The following is a 15978-nucleotide window of genomic DNA, read 5'->3' as shown; positions in this document are numbered from 1 at the left end:
GCGCTGTCGGTCGGTCTGGCGCGCTGAACTCAGATCTTATTGGGATCAAGGCGCATGCAGACGGCCTTGGGCTCGGTGAAGGCGTTGATCGCTTCCGACCCGAATTCGCGGCCAAGCCCGGACATCTTCATGCCCCCGAACGGCATCGCAGTGTCGAGAATATTGTGCGTGTTGATCCACACCGTGCCCGCGTCGATCTGATCTGCGAGCAAGTGTGCCTTGTTGATATTGCTCGTCCAGATGCTGGCGCCCAAACCGTACTCAGTGTCGTTCGCTGCGGCTTTCAGCTGGTCCAGCGCCTTCAGTTTGCTGGCAATCACCACCGGCCCGAAGATCTCTTCCCGGTTCAGCTGCGCTTCAGGGGCGACATTGGTGACCACGGTTGGCTGGTAGAAATAACCGGAATTGGCAGCCCGCCCCCCGCCACACAGAACCTGCGCGCCTGCATCCACACCCGCGCTCACCATGCCCGACACCTTGTCCAGCTGTCGCTGTGAAATCAGCGGCCCAAGCATCACATCAGGGGTGAAGGCATGGCCAATCGACAGGTTATTCGCAAACTCGGCCACGCCCGTCGTGACCTCATCGAAGACCGACTCCTCCACGATCAGGCGCGAGCCGGCCGTGCACAGCTGGCCGGTGTTGGCGAAAATCGCCATCGCCGCACCGGGAATGGCCTGCTCCATATCCGCATCGGCCAGTACAACCGTGGGGGACTTCCCGCCAAGTTCCAAAGTCACCCGCTTCATCTGGCCCGAGGCCGCCGCAAGGATCCGCTGACCCGTGGCGGTCGACCCGGTGAAGGTGATTTTCCGCACCATCGGGTGATCGACCAGGGAGGACCCGACAGGGTCGCCATAGCCGGTAACGATGTTCACCGCGCCATCCGGGAAACCGGCTTCGCAGATCAGCTCTCCCAACCGCAACGCGGTCATGGAGGTTTCTTCGGAGGGTTTCAAAACGATGGTACAGCCAAAGGCGATGGCGGGTGCGATCTTCTGCACCGCCTGGCCCAGGGGGAAGTTCCAGGGCGTGATGCCCGCAACCACTCCGACCGGGCGACGCTCCGTATAGGCGCGATAGATGCCACCGTCGTTCGCGAAGGGCGACAGCGTGATGTATTCCCCGGTCATTTTGGAGGCCCAACCGGCGTGGTAGCGCAACGCATCCATCGTGAATTGCACATCGACATGACGCGCGACCGCGAAGGGTTTGCCGTTGTCCCAGGCTTCCAGTGTCGCCAGCTCATCGGCGTGTTCTTCAACCAGAAGGGCCAGCCGCTCCAACAGGCGCCCGCGGTCAAGCGGGCGCATCCGCTGCCAGGCTTTGCTTTCGAAGCAGGTCTGTGCGGCCTGAACGGCCAGATCCACATCCTGCTTCGTGCCCGCCGCGATCTGTGCATAGACCTGCTCTGTCGCCGGGTTCACGACGTCAATTGTCTGATTGTCCTGCGCATCCCGCCACTGACCATCAATCAGAAGTTTCCCTGCCGGAAAGCTCGGGATCGGAAATTCATGCTTCGATTGGGTCATATCAGGATCTTTCATTCTGGCCGTTGCGGAAATTGAACAGGCGGTCCGAGTGGGATGTCCGGGACATTTGGATTTTCTAGGGGCTCAAGAACGCGCCGACTATCCAAAGAGCGCGACAGACGCGCATTTGAACATTGCGCCCTTGGAGACCCCTGCCCCGCCCCGGCCAAGACCACGCAGCTGACCCTCCAACTCCTGGACAGCCTGCCCGACCACGGCACGCTGCTGCGCCACTTGGCCCCTGACCCCCTGTCCCACCCGGCCTGAAAACACCCCCACAACGCCCCAAAAGGTAACACCTTTGGGATTTCTTGCAAAAGTAACCTACTTGTACCATGTTGCATTTATCCCAAACTCGTTACCCCGACGGAGCGCACATGGACAAGATCCGCAGCCTCAAGGATTTCTCGGACCTCGTCCGCCGCGAACGCCGCGCGCGCGGCTGGACCCAGGCAGAGCTTGGCCAGCGCGCCGGCTTGGCGACCAAGCATATCTCGCGGCTGGAAAACGGCGCCAATGAACCGCGCGTCTCCACCATGCTCGCCGTCCTCGCCGCCCTAGGGTCAGAGCTTTCTGCCACCCCCCTGGGACAGGCCGCGCCGGGCGAGATCGGGGATATCTTCTGAATGGGCCGCCCTCCCCTGACACGCATGCTGGATGTCCGCATGAACGGACGGCTGGTCGGCCACTACGGCTTCTCGCCCTCCGGCGGGACCTCTTTTCAATATGCAGGCGAGTGGCTGGACTGGGAAAACCGCTTCGCCATCTCGCGCCAGCTGCCGCTGGATACCGGCGTGCAACGGGGGGCCCATGTCACGGCGGTGTTTGAAAACCTGCTGCCGGACAACCCCGACCTGCGCCGCCTGATCGCCGAACGGACAGAGGCCCGCAGCCCCCGCCCCCATGACCTGCTGGCGGCCATCGGGCGCGACTGCATCGGCGCGCTCCAGTTCCTGCCCCCGGACAGCGACCCCGGCGATCCCTTCCGCCTGGACAGCACGCCCCGCTCAGAGGCCCAGATCGCCCGCACCCTGCGCAACCTCGCCAGCGCCCCGCTGGGGCTAGACGGCCAGTCGCCCTTCCGGATCTCCCTGGCCGGCGCGCAGGAAAAGACCGCCTTCCTGCGCCGCGACGGCGCCTGGCACCAGCCCCTTGGCGTGGCCCCCACCACCCATATCTTCAAGCGGCCCATGGGCCTTGTCGCGGGGCAGATCGACCTCTCCGACAGTGTAGAGAACGAATACCTCTGCCTGCGCATCGCCGGGGCCCTCGGCCTGCCCGTCAACCAGGCAGAGATCGCCCGTTTCGAGGATCAGAAAGCCCTGGTCATCACCCGGTTCGACCGCGGCCCAAGGGCGCGCGGTGGCATGGTCCGCCTCCCGCAAGAGGATTTCCTGCAAGCTCTCGGCCTGGAATCGGGGCAAAAGTACCAGCAACACGGCGGCCCGGATTTCCGCGCCTGCGTCAGCCTCGCGGCCGGCTCCATCGACCGGGCCGGCGACATGAAGCTGCTGCTGAAGGCCCAGGTGCTGTTCTGGATGCTCACCGCCACCGATGGCCACGCCAAGAACTTCTCGCTTCACCTCGGCCCCGGCGGCTACCGGATGACACCGCTCTACGACATCCTCTCGGCCGCCCCCCATGCCGCCAGCGCCGCCCTGCGCCACCGGGAGGTCCAGCTGGCCATGTCCGTCGGCCAGCGCCGCCACTACCGGATCGACCAGGTCCACCCGCGCCACTTCGCCCAATCCGCCGCCCGCGCCGGCATTCCCCCTGCTCTCGCGCAGGACGCCTTCGCGGACCTCGCCCGGCCGGAGGCCCTCGACCAGGCCGCCGCAGGGCTGCCCGCCACCTTCCCCGATCGCGTCGCCACGCCGATCCTGGAAACCGCCCGCCAGCGCATGACGCTCTTCACCGACGCGCTGGAGCGCGGCACCCTCACCGCCTGAGCCCCCGCGAACCTCCGCGCGCCAGCCCCTTCTTCTTGCCGAAAAACTCCCGCCGGAGGCATCCCGCCCCCACCGTCAGCGCGCCTGTCCGCCCTTCAGCGCTCGCCGCGCCGATAGGGCTGCATCAGGGCCTGCGGCACCCGGGCGCGGCGTGCCATCAGCACCAGCGCCAGGATCGACAGCGCATAGGGCAGCATCAGGAACAGCTGGTAGGGCACCCCTTCCACCACCGTCTGCAGCCGCAGCTGGAAGGCATCGAAGAAGGCGAACAGCAGCGCGCCCAGCAGCGCCCGCCCCGGCCGCCAGGAGGCAAAAACCACCAGCGCGACGCAGATCCACCCCCGCCCCTGCACCATGGTCGGGAAGAAGCTGTTGAAGGCCGCCAGCGTCAGGAAGGCCCCGCCCATCCCCATCAGCGCAGAGCCCGCCATGATCGTGCCGATACGCAGGCTGACCGGGTTGATCCCCTGGGCATCCACCGCGTGGGGGTTCTCCCCCGTCATCCGCAGCGCCAAGCCAAGCGGCGTCCGGTAGAGGCACCAGGCCAATGCCGCCACCAGCGCCAGCGCCAGGTAGGTCGGCGCGGTCTGGTTGAACAGCACCTGCCCCACGAAAGGGATCTCAGACAAACCCGGCACCGCCAGCGGCCGGAAGGGCTCCACCGTCGGCGGAGAGGTCGCGGTCGGCACCGCCAGGCGGAAGACGTAATAGGCAAAGCTCGAGGCAAAGAGCGTGATGCCCAGACCCGTCACGTGCTGGCTCAGCCCCAGGGGTACGGTCAGCACCGCGTGCAGCAGCCCGAACATCGCGCCCCCCACGCCGGCCATCACCAGCCCCATCCAGAGGTCGCCGCCGGAATAGACCGTCAGCCAGCCCAGCATGGCGCCGAAGGTCATGATCCCCTCGATGCCCAGGTTCAGCACCCCTACCCGCTCGCACAGCAGCACGCCCAGGGTGCCGAAGATCAGCGGCGTGGCGATGCGCAGCACCGCCTCCCACATGCCGACAGAGGACAGGATATCTAAAATCACGTTCATCGCCGGATCCTGTACTGGGTAAGGAATAGCGCCACCAGCATGGTCAGCAGGCTCAGCGCCACGGTCACATCCGCGATGTAACTGGGGATCGAGAGCGCCCGGCTCATGGAATCCGCGCCCACGAACATCACCGCGCTGAACAGCGCCGCCGCGATCACGCCCAGCGGGTTCAGGTTGGCCAGCATCGCGATGATGATCCCGGAATAGCCATAGCCGGGCGACAGGTCCGTGGTGACATAGCCCTTGACCCCCAGCACCTCGATCGCGCCGGCCAGCCCCGCCAGCCCGCCCGACAGGCAGGCGACAGAGACCAGCGTGCGCCCCAGAGGCACCCCGGCGAAACTGGCCGCCCGCGGGTTCAGACCCGCCGCGCGCGACCGCATTCCGAAGACCGTGCGCGCCTGCACCAGCCAGACCGCCACCGCCGCGCCCACGGCGATCAGCAGGCCAGCGTGCAGCCGCGTGCGCTCCATCAACTTGGGCAGCTCGGCATTGCCCGGCACCGGGACGGAGCTGGGCCAGCCGAAGGCCAGCGGATCCTTCATCGCTCCCTCGATCATCATCGACACGAAGAGCACCGCAACGAAGTTCAGCAACAGCGATGTCACCACCTCGTCCACGCCGAACTTCAGCCGCAGGGCCAGTGGGCCCAGCAGCATGAGCATCCCGGCCACGGCCCCAGCCAGCAGGCAAAGCGCCACCGCCAGCACCGGCGGCAGCCCGGCCACCGCCGGGATCATGCCAAAGGCCGCCACCGCCAGCGCGCCGATGTAGAACTGCCCCTCGCCGCCGATGTTCCAGAGCTTGGCGCGAAAGGCCACCGCAGCCGCCAGCCCGGTCAGGATCAGCGGCGTCGCCCGCGTCAGCGTCTCGGAAAACCCAAGGCGAGAGCCAAAGGCGCCCTTCAGGATCAGCCCGTAGGCCTCGAATGCATTGGCCCCGGCGATGGCGATCAGCAGGCCCGCCACCACCAGTGCCGCCAGCACCGCGCCCACCGGCGCCAAAAGCACCAGCCCCGTCGAAGGGTGGTCCCGTCGTTCAAACCGCATCTGCGCCCTCGATTTCCTTCGCGACGGACCAGTCGCCCGCCATCATCAGTCCCAACAGCCGCGCATCGGCGGCCTCGACCGGGATCGCGGGGGACAGCTTTCCGCCCACGATGGCCTGCACCCGGTCCGACAGCGCCATGACCTCGTCCAGGTCTTCCGAGATCAGAAGCACCCCGGCGCCCTTGCCCCGCGCCTCAAGCAGGCGTTCATGCACCCCGGCAATCGCGCCCTCGTCCAGCCCACGGCTGGGCTGGGCGGCCACCAGGATCTCCGGCCCCGCGCGCAGCACACGGCCCAGGATCAGCTTCTGCATGTTGCCCCCCGACAGCAGGCGGATGCGCCCGTCCACGCTGGCCCCGCGCACGTCGTGATCGCGGATGATCTCTTGCGTGGCCTGTTTCGCCGCCCCCCGCCGGACGATCCCGCGGGAAGAGAACTCCGGATCCCAGATCCGCTCCAGCACCACGTTCTCCCAGGTCGCCATGTCGCCGATGGCCCCTTCGGCATTGCGATCCTCCGGGATCCGGCCGATCCCGGCGGCGATGGCATGGGGCACGTCATGGCGCGCCGGGCGATGGCCGCGCAGCAGAAGCGCGCCGCCATCGGGCGGATAAAGGCCGGACACCAGCCCGGCCAGCGTGGTCTGCCCGTTTCCGGAAACCCCGATGATCCCCAGCGTCTCTCCGGCATGCAGGCGGAAGTTGACGCCCTTCAGGCTGGCCCCGCCCTTGCCGCCCAGCGTCAGGTCGACGCCCTCCAGCAGCACGGCGCCCGGACGGCCCGGCACCCGTTCGGGGCGCTGCACGGCGCGGCCCACCATCAGCTCTGCCAGTTCTTCCTTGCTTGTCTCGGGCGTGCGCCGTTCGGCCACCACGCGCCCCCCGCGCAGCACCACCACCCGGTCAGAGGCCGACATGACCTCGTGCAGCTTGTGGGAGATGAAGATCAGCGACAGCCCCTTTGCGGCCATCTCGCGCAGGGTGGCAAACAGCCCCTCTGCCTCCTGGGCGGTCAGCACGGCGGTGGGTTCATCCAGGATCAGGATGCGGGCATCGTTGTAGAGCGCCTTCAGGATCTCCACCCGCTGGCATTCGCCCACCGAAAGCTCTGACACCCGTGCATCAGGATCCACCTTCAGCCCGAATTTCGCCGACAGATCCGCCAGCTTGCGCCGCGCGCCCGCCCGGTCAGAGCGCAGCTTCCACAGGCTTTCCGTGCCGGTCATGACGTTTTCCAGAACCGTCAGGTTCGGCGCCAGGGCAAAGTGCTGATGCACCATGCCCACCCCGGCGCGGATCGCCGCCCGCGGCTTGCCGGGTGGCAGCTCTGCCCCCTCGACCCGGACGGTGCCCGCATCGGCGGTGTAATGACCGAACAGGATCGACATCAGCGTCGTCTTACCCGCGCCGTTTTCTCCCAGCAGGGCGATGATCTCTCCCTTGTCGAGGTGAAGAGAGACATCCTCGTTCGCGGTCACCGCGCCGAAACGCTTGGTGATCGACTGAAGCTCAAGCACCCTCATGTCGCGCCTCCGAAAACCGGGATCGGGTGGGTCCAGCGGCCCTCCCGTTCCAATACCTCTGCCAGGGCCAGCAGGCGCAGATCCCCGCCCTGCGGCGCGATCATCTGCACCGGCAGCGGCAGGCGATTGCCATCCGCACCGAAGGGCAGCGTGAGCGCCGGAAAGCCGGTGACATTGGCCAGGGTCGCATAGGGCGCAAAGGCGCTCATCCGGGCCAGGTGGCCCTCCGTATCGCCGTGATCCGTCGGGAAAGAGCCCAGCGGACGAGGCGCATCCGACAGCATCGGCGCGATCAGAATATCAATATTATCAAACACTTGCCAAAGCGCATGGGCCGCCTGCGCCGCCTCCGCCTGCATCTGCCAGAGCTGCGCGGCACTGATGCCCAGACCGCGCTCATGGAAGGCCCGCGTCAGCGGCTCCACCTGCCCAAGGTCCAGCCCCGCCGCAACTGCCGCCACAAGGTTCACGCTGACATAGCCCGCAAAGACCCGGTCGCAGGCCTGCCGCATGGCCCCCAGGTCAGAGGCGGCGACCGTCACCACGGTATGTCCCGCGCGCTCCAGCGCCAGGGCCGCGGCTTCCAGGGCCTCTTCCCGCTCGGGCGTCACGCCCTCGGTCTCGCTCAGCAGCCCGATCCGTAGCGCATTCCCTAGGGGCAATTGCGCCGGCACCGGGACCAGCCCGCGCGCCGCCCCCGCCACACAGGACCAGAGCGCCCGGCTGTCCCGCAGGCTGCGCGTCACGGCAAACTCGCTGGCGATCCCGCCAAGCGCATTGCCAAAGCCCGGCCCCCCCGGGATCGCCCCGGCCGAGGGCTTCAGCCCCACCAGCCCGCAGGCCGCCGCCGGCACCCGGATCGAGCCGCCCGCATCGGTGGCATGGGCCAGCGGCACGATGCCCGCCGCCACGGCCGCCGCTGCCCCGCCCGAGGACCCGCCAGGGCTGAGCCTGGGATCAAGCGGGTTGCGACAGACCGGACCAACGGCGGGTTCGCAGCCCAGGGACAGGCCCAGCTCCGGCACGGTGGTCGCTCCGAAGGGCAGGAAGCCCGCCCCCCGGAAACGGCCCGCCAGGTCGCTATCCCCCAGCCCGGCATCCCCGGCAAGCGCCGCGGATCCCAGTTGCAGTGGGATGCCCCGGAACGGCCCGCCCAGGTCCTTGACCAGCAAGGGCACCCCGGCGAAGGGCCCGGGGGCGGGCTGCGCCAGCGCGCCCTCGGGCGCCATCCAGCAGACAGCCCCCAGCTCCGCACAGTCCGCCGCCCGCACCCGGGCAAGCGCCATCGCCTCCCCCGCGTCCATCGCGCCAGAGGCGATGCACGCGGCAAGGTCCAGCGCATCGCCGATCCGTTCCACCGTCACGTCGTCACTCCGGCCTCAGACCGGTTCGTCGAAGTTGCGCGGCACCTCGAAGGTCCCGGCCAGGATCGCCTCTCGGGTCTCCATCATCGGCGCGATCGCCGCGTCGGGCACCATGCTCTCGACGAAGAAGATGTCATTGCCGCCATCCTTCATCAGGCTGAAGGGCGTGTAATCCTTGCCCACCGGGTTGCCGGCCACCGCATCGGCCAGGGCCGCATCCAGCAGCGGGCGGAAGCTCCACATGGCATTGGCAAAGACCGTCTCGGGATAGCGCGGGGTGTAATCGATCAGCGATCCGACGGCCTTGATGCCGCGCTCCTGCGCCGCATCCGCCGTGCCGATCCGCTCGCCGAACAGGATGTCCGCGCCGCCGTCGATCTGCGCCAGCCCGGCTTCGCGCGCCTTGGGCGGATCGAAGAAGGTGCCGATGAAGCTGACCAGGTGCTTGGCCTCCGGGTTCACCGCCTTCACGCCATCCGCGAAGCCGTTGATCAGCATGTTGACCTCCGGGATCGGGATCGCCCCGACAGAACCCACGGTGCCGGTCTCGGTCATCGCGCCGGCCAGCATGCCTGCAAGATAGGCCGCTTCCCAGTTCCAGGTGCCGAAGATGCCGAAGTTGTCGCCCGCCGGCCCGCCGGAAGAGCCCAGCAGGAAGGCCGTGTCGGGATAATCCGCCGCCACGCTGCGCGCCTCGCGCTCCACCGCATAGGCCTCGCCCACGATCAGCACGTTGCCGGCCTCGGCATACTCCCGCATGGCACGCGGGTAATCGGTGGCCGAAACCCCTTCGGAGAAGGTGTAATCGATTACCCCCTCCGCATCCGCCGCGACCATCGCCGCATGCAGGACAGAGTTCCAGGCGTTCTCCACCGGAGAGGCATGGATACCCGCCACCTTCACCGGTGCCCCTTGGGCACGCAGGGCCGGCGCAAACAGCGGCGTCGCGCCAAAGGCCGCACCCGTTGCCAGCAGGCGCCGGCGGTTCATGATCAATCTGGTCATCGTAGTCTCCCTGTAAGGACCCCCGGTCTGCGCCGAAGGCTGTCTGGCCGCCTCTGCGGCGCATTGTCCAAGTGGCGCGGCCCCGGCCCCGCCTGTCAAGCCCGCGCGGGGCGCAAGCCCCCTCGCCCGGCGGCCCTGCCCTCTTTTCAGGCAATGTTTGACCAAGCGGTCAGATCTGCCAGCCTCTTAAGGCAGAAATTGCTCCCAGGCAAGCCACTGGAATCGCGTCACATTCCCGAAAACCTTCCCCGCGGGGAAGGTCTTGGCGCCCCTTCCCTCCTTCTTCTTGCCGGTAAACTCCGGGGGGAACGCCCTGCGCCCCCGTCGAGGGGGCACAGGGCGTGGGGGGCAGCGCCCCCAGCACCCCCATCTCCCGGCACATCCGGCCCGCCCGGAGGCCCCGAACCGGCGGAAAACCTTCCCCGCGGGGAAGATCCGGGGCGCGCAGACCGGCACCGCCACAAAGAAAGACCCCCGGAGGGCCAGGCCATCCGGGGGTCATTTTCACCCTCAAACCTTCCCCGCGGGGAAGGTTTTCAATCCAGCTGGTCCAGCATCCGCTTCACCGCATCCTCCAGCTTGCGCCGGTCGATGGTAGAGAAATCACGATCAAGACGCAGCTCAAGCTTGCCATTGGCGGCGGTGCATTTCGCCCGCCCCTCGCGCCGCTCGAACTGGAAGGATGTCCGCGCGCGGCTGCCCTGCCCCGGCGCCGTGCGCGCTCGCACCTTCGGTGCGGCGCCCGTTGCCTCCACCGGCTCGCCCGCATGGCGGCGCAGAACCTCCAGTTCTTCCACGACGGACCGGTTGTCGAGCTCTGCCAGATCCTTTCGGATTTCCAGCGACAGCCCCTCCACCTCTTCCAGCCGCGCCGCAAGCGCCAGGCCAAGAGACCGCGGAATATCCGGGGCGAATTGCAGGTGATCGCCCAGCCGCTCCACCACCTTGATGAAGGTCCGGATATAGCTGCGCTTCTGGTAGCCGGCCGACTTGAACAGCTCCTTCACCGCCTTGTCGGGATCGGTGATCTTCGTCTCCGGATCGGCGGCGTAGTCCAGGGCCAGCTGCGCCATCTCCGCGAAAGAGATATCCTTGCGCACCAGGTTCTCATCCACCATGCGCCGGTAAAGCACCTCGAGCGCATCGCCGCTGTCCGTCACCACCGCCGGGATCGCGCCGTAGCGCTCTTCATCGCCGGTCTCTTCCAAAAGCTCGCGGTAGGCCGAAAGCCGGCGATACCCCTGGACCAGCTCATAGCGCCCCTCGCCCGCGGCCTCGACCCGGATCGGGTTCGACAGGCCCAGCGAGGTGATCGACTCCTTCAGGCTTTTCAGATCGAAGTCCGGCGCCTTGGCCCGGTCCCGGATCAGCTTGGAGGTTTCCACCGCATCCAGCGGCACCAGGTCCATGACCAGGCCCAGCCGCTTGAGCCGCATGTGCTCATGGGCCAGCGCATCGTTTTCGGCCCGGATCCGTTCCTCCACGGCGCGGCGCTCCAGCCCGCTGGCCGCGGTTTCGCCGATCGCCGTGGCCATGGGGCCGCGCCGGCGCGATGGCTCCTCTGGGTCCGAAACCTTCCCCGCGGGGAAGGTTTTCTCAAGCCCGTCCTCGGGCATCTCGATATCGAAGACGCGTCTCTTCTTCGCCATTGGCTCGCCCTCCTCAGATCTTGTCCCAGGCCGCGATGGCGCTGGCACGGAACTCTTCGTAGGCCCGGTCGAAACTCGTGCGGGCCCGCCGCCAGGTTTCCCGGGTCATGTTGCGGTAATCGATCTCGTAGACAGAGGCGAGGAAGCGTCCGGATTGCTCCACCGCGCGCGTCATCTCGATCGGGTGCTCTGTCAGATGATCCCCAAACACCTTTCGGAATGCTTCCAGCATCGCACGGTGCAGGTCGTTCCCGGGCTCGTAACGGGTCATCAGGAAGCGAATATCGACGAAGGCCTTGGGCAGGGAAATCTTCCCCGCGGGGAAGGTTTCGCCGAAGCCGTGGGACAGATCCTCCAAGGCCTCGGCCAGCTGACCGATGAAGGAGGTGGTGCTGTCATATTCCCAGTAGCCGGGGCCGGAGGGGATATAGAGCATGTCCGCCGCAAATACCGCGTTCATCGACTGGTAGCCGATGGCGGGCGGACAGTCGAAGATGATCAGGTCGTAATCATCGTCCGCGATCCCGTCGAGGTACCGGGAGACGGCCGCAAAGAAGGTCCACTCCGGGTTCAGGTGCCGGTACTGGGCGCTGGCGAATTCGACGAAGGCCGCATTGGCACAGGAGGGGATGATGTCGATCGTCGACCAGGCGGTGGGCTTGATGAAGTCGGCGTGCCTCAGATCGTCCAGCCCCATGTCCCGGATCGAGGCCGGGATCTTTCGCTGGGGCAGGGCGGTACCGGAGGCCGCCCCGGTCACGGCAGAGTTCATCCGGTCCGTCTCTCGGATCAGGTCGCGGGCCATGATGCCCCAGACAGTGTAATCCTCGGCCACGTCGGTCAGGCCCATGGAGTGGCTCAGCGTCGCCTGCGGATCGAAGTCCACCAGCAGAACCCGGTAGCCATCCAGCGCGGCGGCATGGGCCAGGTGCAGCGCCACGGTCGACTTGCCCGCGCCGCCCTTGAAGTTGGCGACCGCCGCGCGCAGGGCGCGCTTGCCGGCGGGGCGGGGGGGCATCAGGCTTTTGCGGTTGATCTTCATCCGGCGCCGCAGCTCGTTGATCTCTTCAAGAGAGTACCAGCGCTGCCGGCCGTCCTGTTCCACCTCGCCACCGGGCAGGGAGGGATCGGCCGCAAGCCGCCCGCGGAAGGTCGACTGGTTGATGCGGAAGATCAGCTCCGACACCTCCCAGGAAGAGAAGCGACGGAGGGTCTTGGTATTCTCCGGGCTAAAGGTCTGCTGCCGGATCCAGCCCTGCATCTTCAGGGATTGTGCCTGGAGCCGAGCGAGGTCTGTATGGTCGTACATGAAAGCCTCAACGTAAAAACTGCTCTTTTTCAGAAATACGCCGGATTTGCCAAAAAGGCAAAAGTAGAATTAGAGTATGCGCACCCATGGCAAAACCTTTCCCGCGGGGAAGATTCCGCAGCCGGGCGGCCCGAATCGGCCCCAGGCAGTGGCATAGGCCCGATCCCTTCCAGATCCGGGGGTTTTCCCCAGAGATTGGGGGACATCCGCCTTGCCACCGCTAGGCATTGGGGGACAAAAGGGGCTGAATAGGGGACACAAGGATCTGTCACCCTATACCATTGATACCCATTCTTACGAATTGGAATTGGGTTGGCCGATCCCCGCCCGGCGGAGTCGACTTGACAGAATCGGACGACCGGACGTTAATGCAGGCAAGTTGAGGAAAGGCGTTGGGAACGCTCCGATCACCAGAGGTCAAAAGACTCGGGATCGGAAGCTTCGGAAAGATCCGAGGTGCGCACCCCCGTCACCGGCGCGGCAGGGCAGGGGCCCTTCAGCCCGCAATGGGATCGAGGCATCTGCCCGGAACGGGCGGCGACAGGAGAGAGACATGCAGCTTCCCAAGCCGGTGGGACGGCAGGCCGCGTCACGCAAATACGATATCCTGTCTGCGCTGATGGCTTTTGCCCTGGCGGGCGACCGGATCCTGCAGCGCCGGGTCATGCGGATCATGGCGCTGATCACCGCCCGCTACAACTGGGCACGGGATGAGCTTTGCGTGGGCCAGCGCGAAATCGCGCGACTCTGGTCCGTTGACGAGCGCACCGTGAAACGGGAGATGGCGGCCTTTCGCGCCATGGGCTGGCTGATCCAGAAGCAGAAGGGCGCGCGCGGGCGGCTCAGCGTCTACGGCGTGGACCTGGACCGGATGCTGGAGGACACGCGCCCGGCCTGGCCGCTGATCGGAGAGGATTTCGTCGAACGGCTCAGCCCCACGGCAAGCGCGCCGCAGCCCGGCAACGTCGTGCCACTGCGCCCGGCGGAAGCGCCAGAGGGCCAGGGGCTGTGGGCGCGCATCCAGGCGCGGCTGTTCGAAGAGGACAAGGTGCTTTACGGCGCGTGGTTCCACGGTCTGGCGGAGGTCACGGTGGGGCAGGGGCGGCTGGTGCTGACCGCGCCTTCGGCCTTCCATGCCAATTACGTGGCGACCCATTTCGAGGCGCGGCTGACGGCGGCGGCCCGGCGGCTCGACCCCTCCATCGCGGAAGTGCGCGTGGAAGGGTAGGGGGCTGGGGTTGTCCCGGATATCCTGCGCGGCAGGTTGGGGCGGTTTTGCGGATCGGTCTCGGGTGCAAGCGCCGTCGGGATTGACGGGAACGGCCGTTGAGGAGCGGGGCGCGCACTTCAGGCTGCCCGATCGAACGGCGCAAAGGTTTGATATCAAAGGGCTTTGGCAAGCACCCAGCTGCCATCGCACCTGGGGAGAGGAGATCGAGATGGCCCATGCATTCGGAGACACCGCAAAGCCGGAGGTCAGCCGCCCGAACCGGCCCGCGCTGGATGGTCAGGACGTCTGGCAGGCCCGGGTCGAACTGGCCGCCTGCTTCCGGTTTGCCGCGCGGCGCGGGATGGAAGAGGGCATCTGCAACCATTTCTCCGTCATGGTCCCAGGCCATGACGAGCTGTTCCTGGTCAATCCCTACGGTCTTGCCTTTTCGGAGATCACGGCTTCCAGCCTGCTGATCTGCGATTTTGAGGGCAACGTGGTCTCCGGCAGTGGCCAGCCAGAGGCGACGGCCTTTTACATCCACGCCCGCGTGCATCGCAACGTGCCCCATGCGCGGGCGGCCTTTCACACCCATATGCCCTATGCCACGGCCATGACCATGGTCGAAGGCGATCCGCTGATCTACGCCGGGCAGACGGCACTGAAGTTCTATGGCCGCACGGTGGTGGACAATGATTACAACGGCTTGGCGCTGGACGAAAAGGAAGGCGACCGGATTGCCGCCGCGGTGGGGCAGGCCGATATCGTCTTCATGAAACACCATGGCGTTATGGTGCTTGGCGGCTCTGCGGCGGAAGCCTGGGATGATCTCTACTACCTGGAACGCGCCTGCGAGGTGCAATGCCTGGCGCTGTCCACCGGGCGCAGGATCGTGCCGGTTTCGACCGAGATCGCAGAGGCCACCGCGCGCCAGATGCGGGAAGAGGATGCCTCTTCCGCGCGGCTGCACCTGGCCAGCATCATGCGCACCCTGGATCGGGAAGAGCCGCAGTACCGCATGTAGGCGGCCGGATCAGGAGGCGGGCGTCTTCACCAGGAAATTCGGCGTGTCCCGCCAGAGCCTGCGGCCCGTGCTTTTCTCCCAGGCATCTTCCAGGTGGCTGAAGCGCTGTTCCAGCACCTCCTTGATGCGGGCGACATCGTTGCGCTCCAGCGCGTCCAGCGTGACGAAAAGCGTTTCGATCGAGGCATCCGGATTGTCCAGGATGGCAATCCGGCGGATCGGTTCGATCTGCTGAGCCAGCACCTGCATGATGGTTTCAAGAAATCCGATATGAGAGGCCTGGCCAAGCGTGATGTTGAATTGCAGGGCCGCCATCGAGAGCTGCTCAACCTCTGAGGTGGTGAGCTTCTTCTTGCCGCGCAGTTCCTTCAGGGGTTCCAGGATCTCGCGCAGCTTTTGGAAATCGGTGACCGTGGCGCGGTTCGCCGCAAGCTCTACGATCTGGGGTTCCAGCGCGCGGCGGGAGATCAGGATCTCAACGAAATCATGCACTTCGGCAGCGGCGGGCAAGAACATCTGTATGTAGTTCTCTGGCGGGCGGCCGATGACGAAGGTGCCCCCCGCGGCCCCGGCGCGCACTTCGAGGATCCCGTCCTCTTCCATGCGCTTGAGGGCTTCGCGCAGGGCGCTGCGATTGGTGCCCAGCTGGCGGGCCAGGGTCTGCTCCGAGGGCAGTTTTTCACCGATGTTCACGTGGCAGAAGAAGATCGCCTTGGCGATCGCGTCCACGACAAAGTCCGCGCTGCGCCGCGATGCGATCGGCTGGAAGACGTACTTGGTTGTCAGTTTGGCCCGCTTGCTCATGTCCGTCCTGAAGTTGCCCCTTGCTGCGCCGATTAAGGCCGAATTTCCCCGTGGAGGGAAGACTGTACGGTAAAAATTCTACAAGTTACAGATTGATCCGCTAATCATTAACGGTATAAGTTCAGACCGATAATGAAGTATAATTGGAGTGAACGACTTGAAACTCGAGGATCTTACGGGCAACGGCCTGCGGGCGCTGTTCTGCATCGGCATCAATGACGATTTCTTCCGCGCCTCGGGCGAAGAGAAGAAGGTCGTTGGCGGTGCGCTGAAAGAGGCCTTTGATGACCTGGAAGGGCGTTTCGGCGTCAAGGTGCTGGGCACGCTGGACGATGATCTGCTGCAATGCGGGGTCGGGCACGACTATCCCTATATCTCCTACATCCTGGCCGATATCCCGGATTTCGAGGCCGCCGTCGCCGTCACCAACCAGGTCCGCGAAAAGGCCGGGGAGTCGCTGCTGTCGCGCTACGTGACGATCCAGACCCGGATCGGTCACCCGCTTTTCTTCGGGACCAAGTGAC

Annotated in this window: 14 protein-coding genes; 5 read left to right on the top strand and 9 right to left on the bottom strand. The window is 66.2% G+C overall.

Annotated features, from left to right (window positions below):
• Positions 1–29: 29 nt before the first annotated feature.
• Positions 30–1547: an aldehyde dehydrogenase gene (locus HCZ97_RS14395; RefSeq protein ID WP_254871542.1), complete on the bottom strand. Its 1518-nt coding sequence runs from the start codon at positions 1545–1547 to the stop codon at positions 30–32.
• Between the two features lie 362 nt (positions 1548–1909).
• On the opposite strand from HCZ97_RS14395, the gene HCZ97_RS14390 reads away from it, so the two are divergent.
• Together HCZ97_RS14390 and HCZ97_RS14385 are read left to right on the top strand one after the other, a co-directional pair.
• A complete protein-coding gene (locus HCZ97_RS14390; protein WP_167689414.1) occupies positions 1910–2158 on the top strand; it encodes a helix-turn-helix domain-containing protein in 249 nt (82 codons plus the stop codon).
• Positions 2159–3481, top strand: a complete 1323-nt coding sequence (locus HCZ97_RS14385) for a HipA domain-containing protein (RefSeq protein ID WP_167689413.1) — start codon at positions 2159–2161, stop codon at positions 3479–3481.
• A gap of 95 nt (positions 3482–3576) precedes the next feature.
• On the opposite strand, the gene HCZ97_RS14380 is transcribed toward HCZ97_RS14385, so the two are convergent.
• From HCZ97_RS14380 to HCZ97_RS14350, 7 genes are all read right to left on the bottom strand, one after another.
• Positions 3577–4518: an ABC transporter permease gene (locus HCZ97_RS14380; RefSeq protein ID WP_167689412.1), complete on the bottom strand. Its 942-nt coding sequence runs from the start codon at positions 4516–4518 to the stop codon at positions 3577–3579.
• Entirely contained in the window at positions 4515–5567 is a 1053-nt protein-coding gene (locus HCZ97_RS14375; RefSeq protein ID WP_167689411.1) for an ABC transporter permease, read from the bottom strand. The genes HCZ97_RS14380 and HCZ97_RS14375 overlap by 4 nt, the downstream gene beginning before the upstream one ends.
• On the bottom strand, positions 5557–7089 hold the full coding sequence (locus HCZ97_RS14370; protein ID WP_167689410.1) for an ABC transporter ATP-binding protein: 1533 nt from the start codon (positions 7087–7089) through the stop codon (positions 5557–5559). Before HCZ97_RS14370 ends, HCZ97_RS14375 begins: the two co-directional genes overlap by 11 nt.
• A complete protein-coding gene (locus HCZ97_RS14365; protein ID WP_368484381.1) occupies positions 7086–8453 on the bottom strand; it encodes an amidase in 1368 nt (455 codons plus the stop codon). Before HCZ97_RS14365 ends, HCZ97_RS14370 begins: the two co-directional genes overlap by 4 nt.
• Before the next feature lie 15 nt (positions 8454–8468).
• Positions 8469–9458: a BMP family protein gene (locus tag HCZ97_RS14360; RefSeq protein ID WP_167689409.1), complete on the bottom strand. Its 990-nt coding sequence runs from the start codon at positions 9456–9458 to the stop codon at positions 8469–8471.
• A gap of 536 nt (positions 9459–9994) precedes the next feature.
• On the bottom strand, positions 9995–11107 hold the full coding sequence (locus HCZ97_RS14355) for a ParB N-terminal domain-containing protein (protein WP_167689408.1): 1113 nt from the start codon (positions 11105–11107) through the stop codon (positions 9995–9997).
• A gap of 13 nt (positions 11108–11120) precedes the next feature.
• Positions 11121–12416, bottom strand: coding sequence for an AAA family ATPase (locus HCZ97_RS14350; RefSeq protein WP_167689407.1), 1296 nt, complete (start codon positions 12414–12416; stop codon positions 11121–11123).
• A gap of 553 nt (positions 12417–12969) precedes the next feature.
• Between HCZ97_RS14350 and HCZ97_RS14345 the strand changes: the two genes are divergently transcribed.
• Positions 12970–13644 (top strand): DnaA N-terminal domain-containing protein, encoded by a 675-nt coding sequence (locus HCZ97_RS14345; RefSeq protein ID WP_167689406.1) that lies wholly within the window; start codon positions 12970–12972, stop codon positions 13642–13644.
• Positions 13645–13855: 211 nt separating this feature from the next.
• Positions 13856–14650 (top strand): aldolase, encoded by a 795-nt coding sequence (locus tag HCZ97_RS14340; RefSeq protein WP_167689405.1) that lies wholly within the window; start codon positions 13856–13858, stop codon positions 14648–14650.
• Positions 14651–14659: 9 nt separating this feature from the next.
• Here the strand turns inward: HCZ97_RS14340 and HCZ97_RS14335 are convergent, their stop codons facing one another.
• Entirely contained in the window at positions 14660–15454 is a 795-nt protein-coding gene (locus HCZ97_RS14335) for a FadR/GntR family transcriptional regulator (protein WP_167689404.1), read from the bottom strand.
• A gap of 148 nt (positions 15455–15602) precedes the next feature.
• Between HCZ97_RS14335 and HCZ97_RS14330 the strand changes: the two genes are divergently transcribed.
• Positions 15603–15977 carry a hypothetical protein gene (locus HCZ97_RS14330; protein WP_167689403.1) on the top strand — a complete coding sequence of 125 codons (375 nt, stop codon included), beginning with the start codon at positions 15603–15605 and terminating at the stop codon, positions 15975–15977.
• Position 15978: the final 1 nt, after the last annotated feature.

The organism is Pseudooceanicola sp. HF7 (assembly GCF_011806405.1).
Lineage (GTDB): Bacteria > Pseudomonadota > Alphaproteobacteria > Rhodobacterales > Rhodobacteraceae > Pseudooceanicola.
Note: the sequence above shows the minus strand (reverse complement) of the source record. Positions and strands in the feature narration are given on the sequence as shown.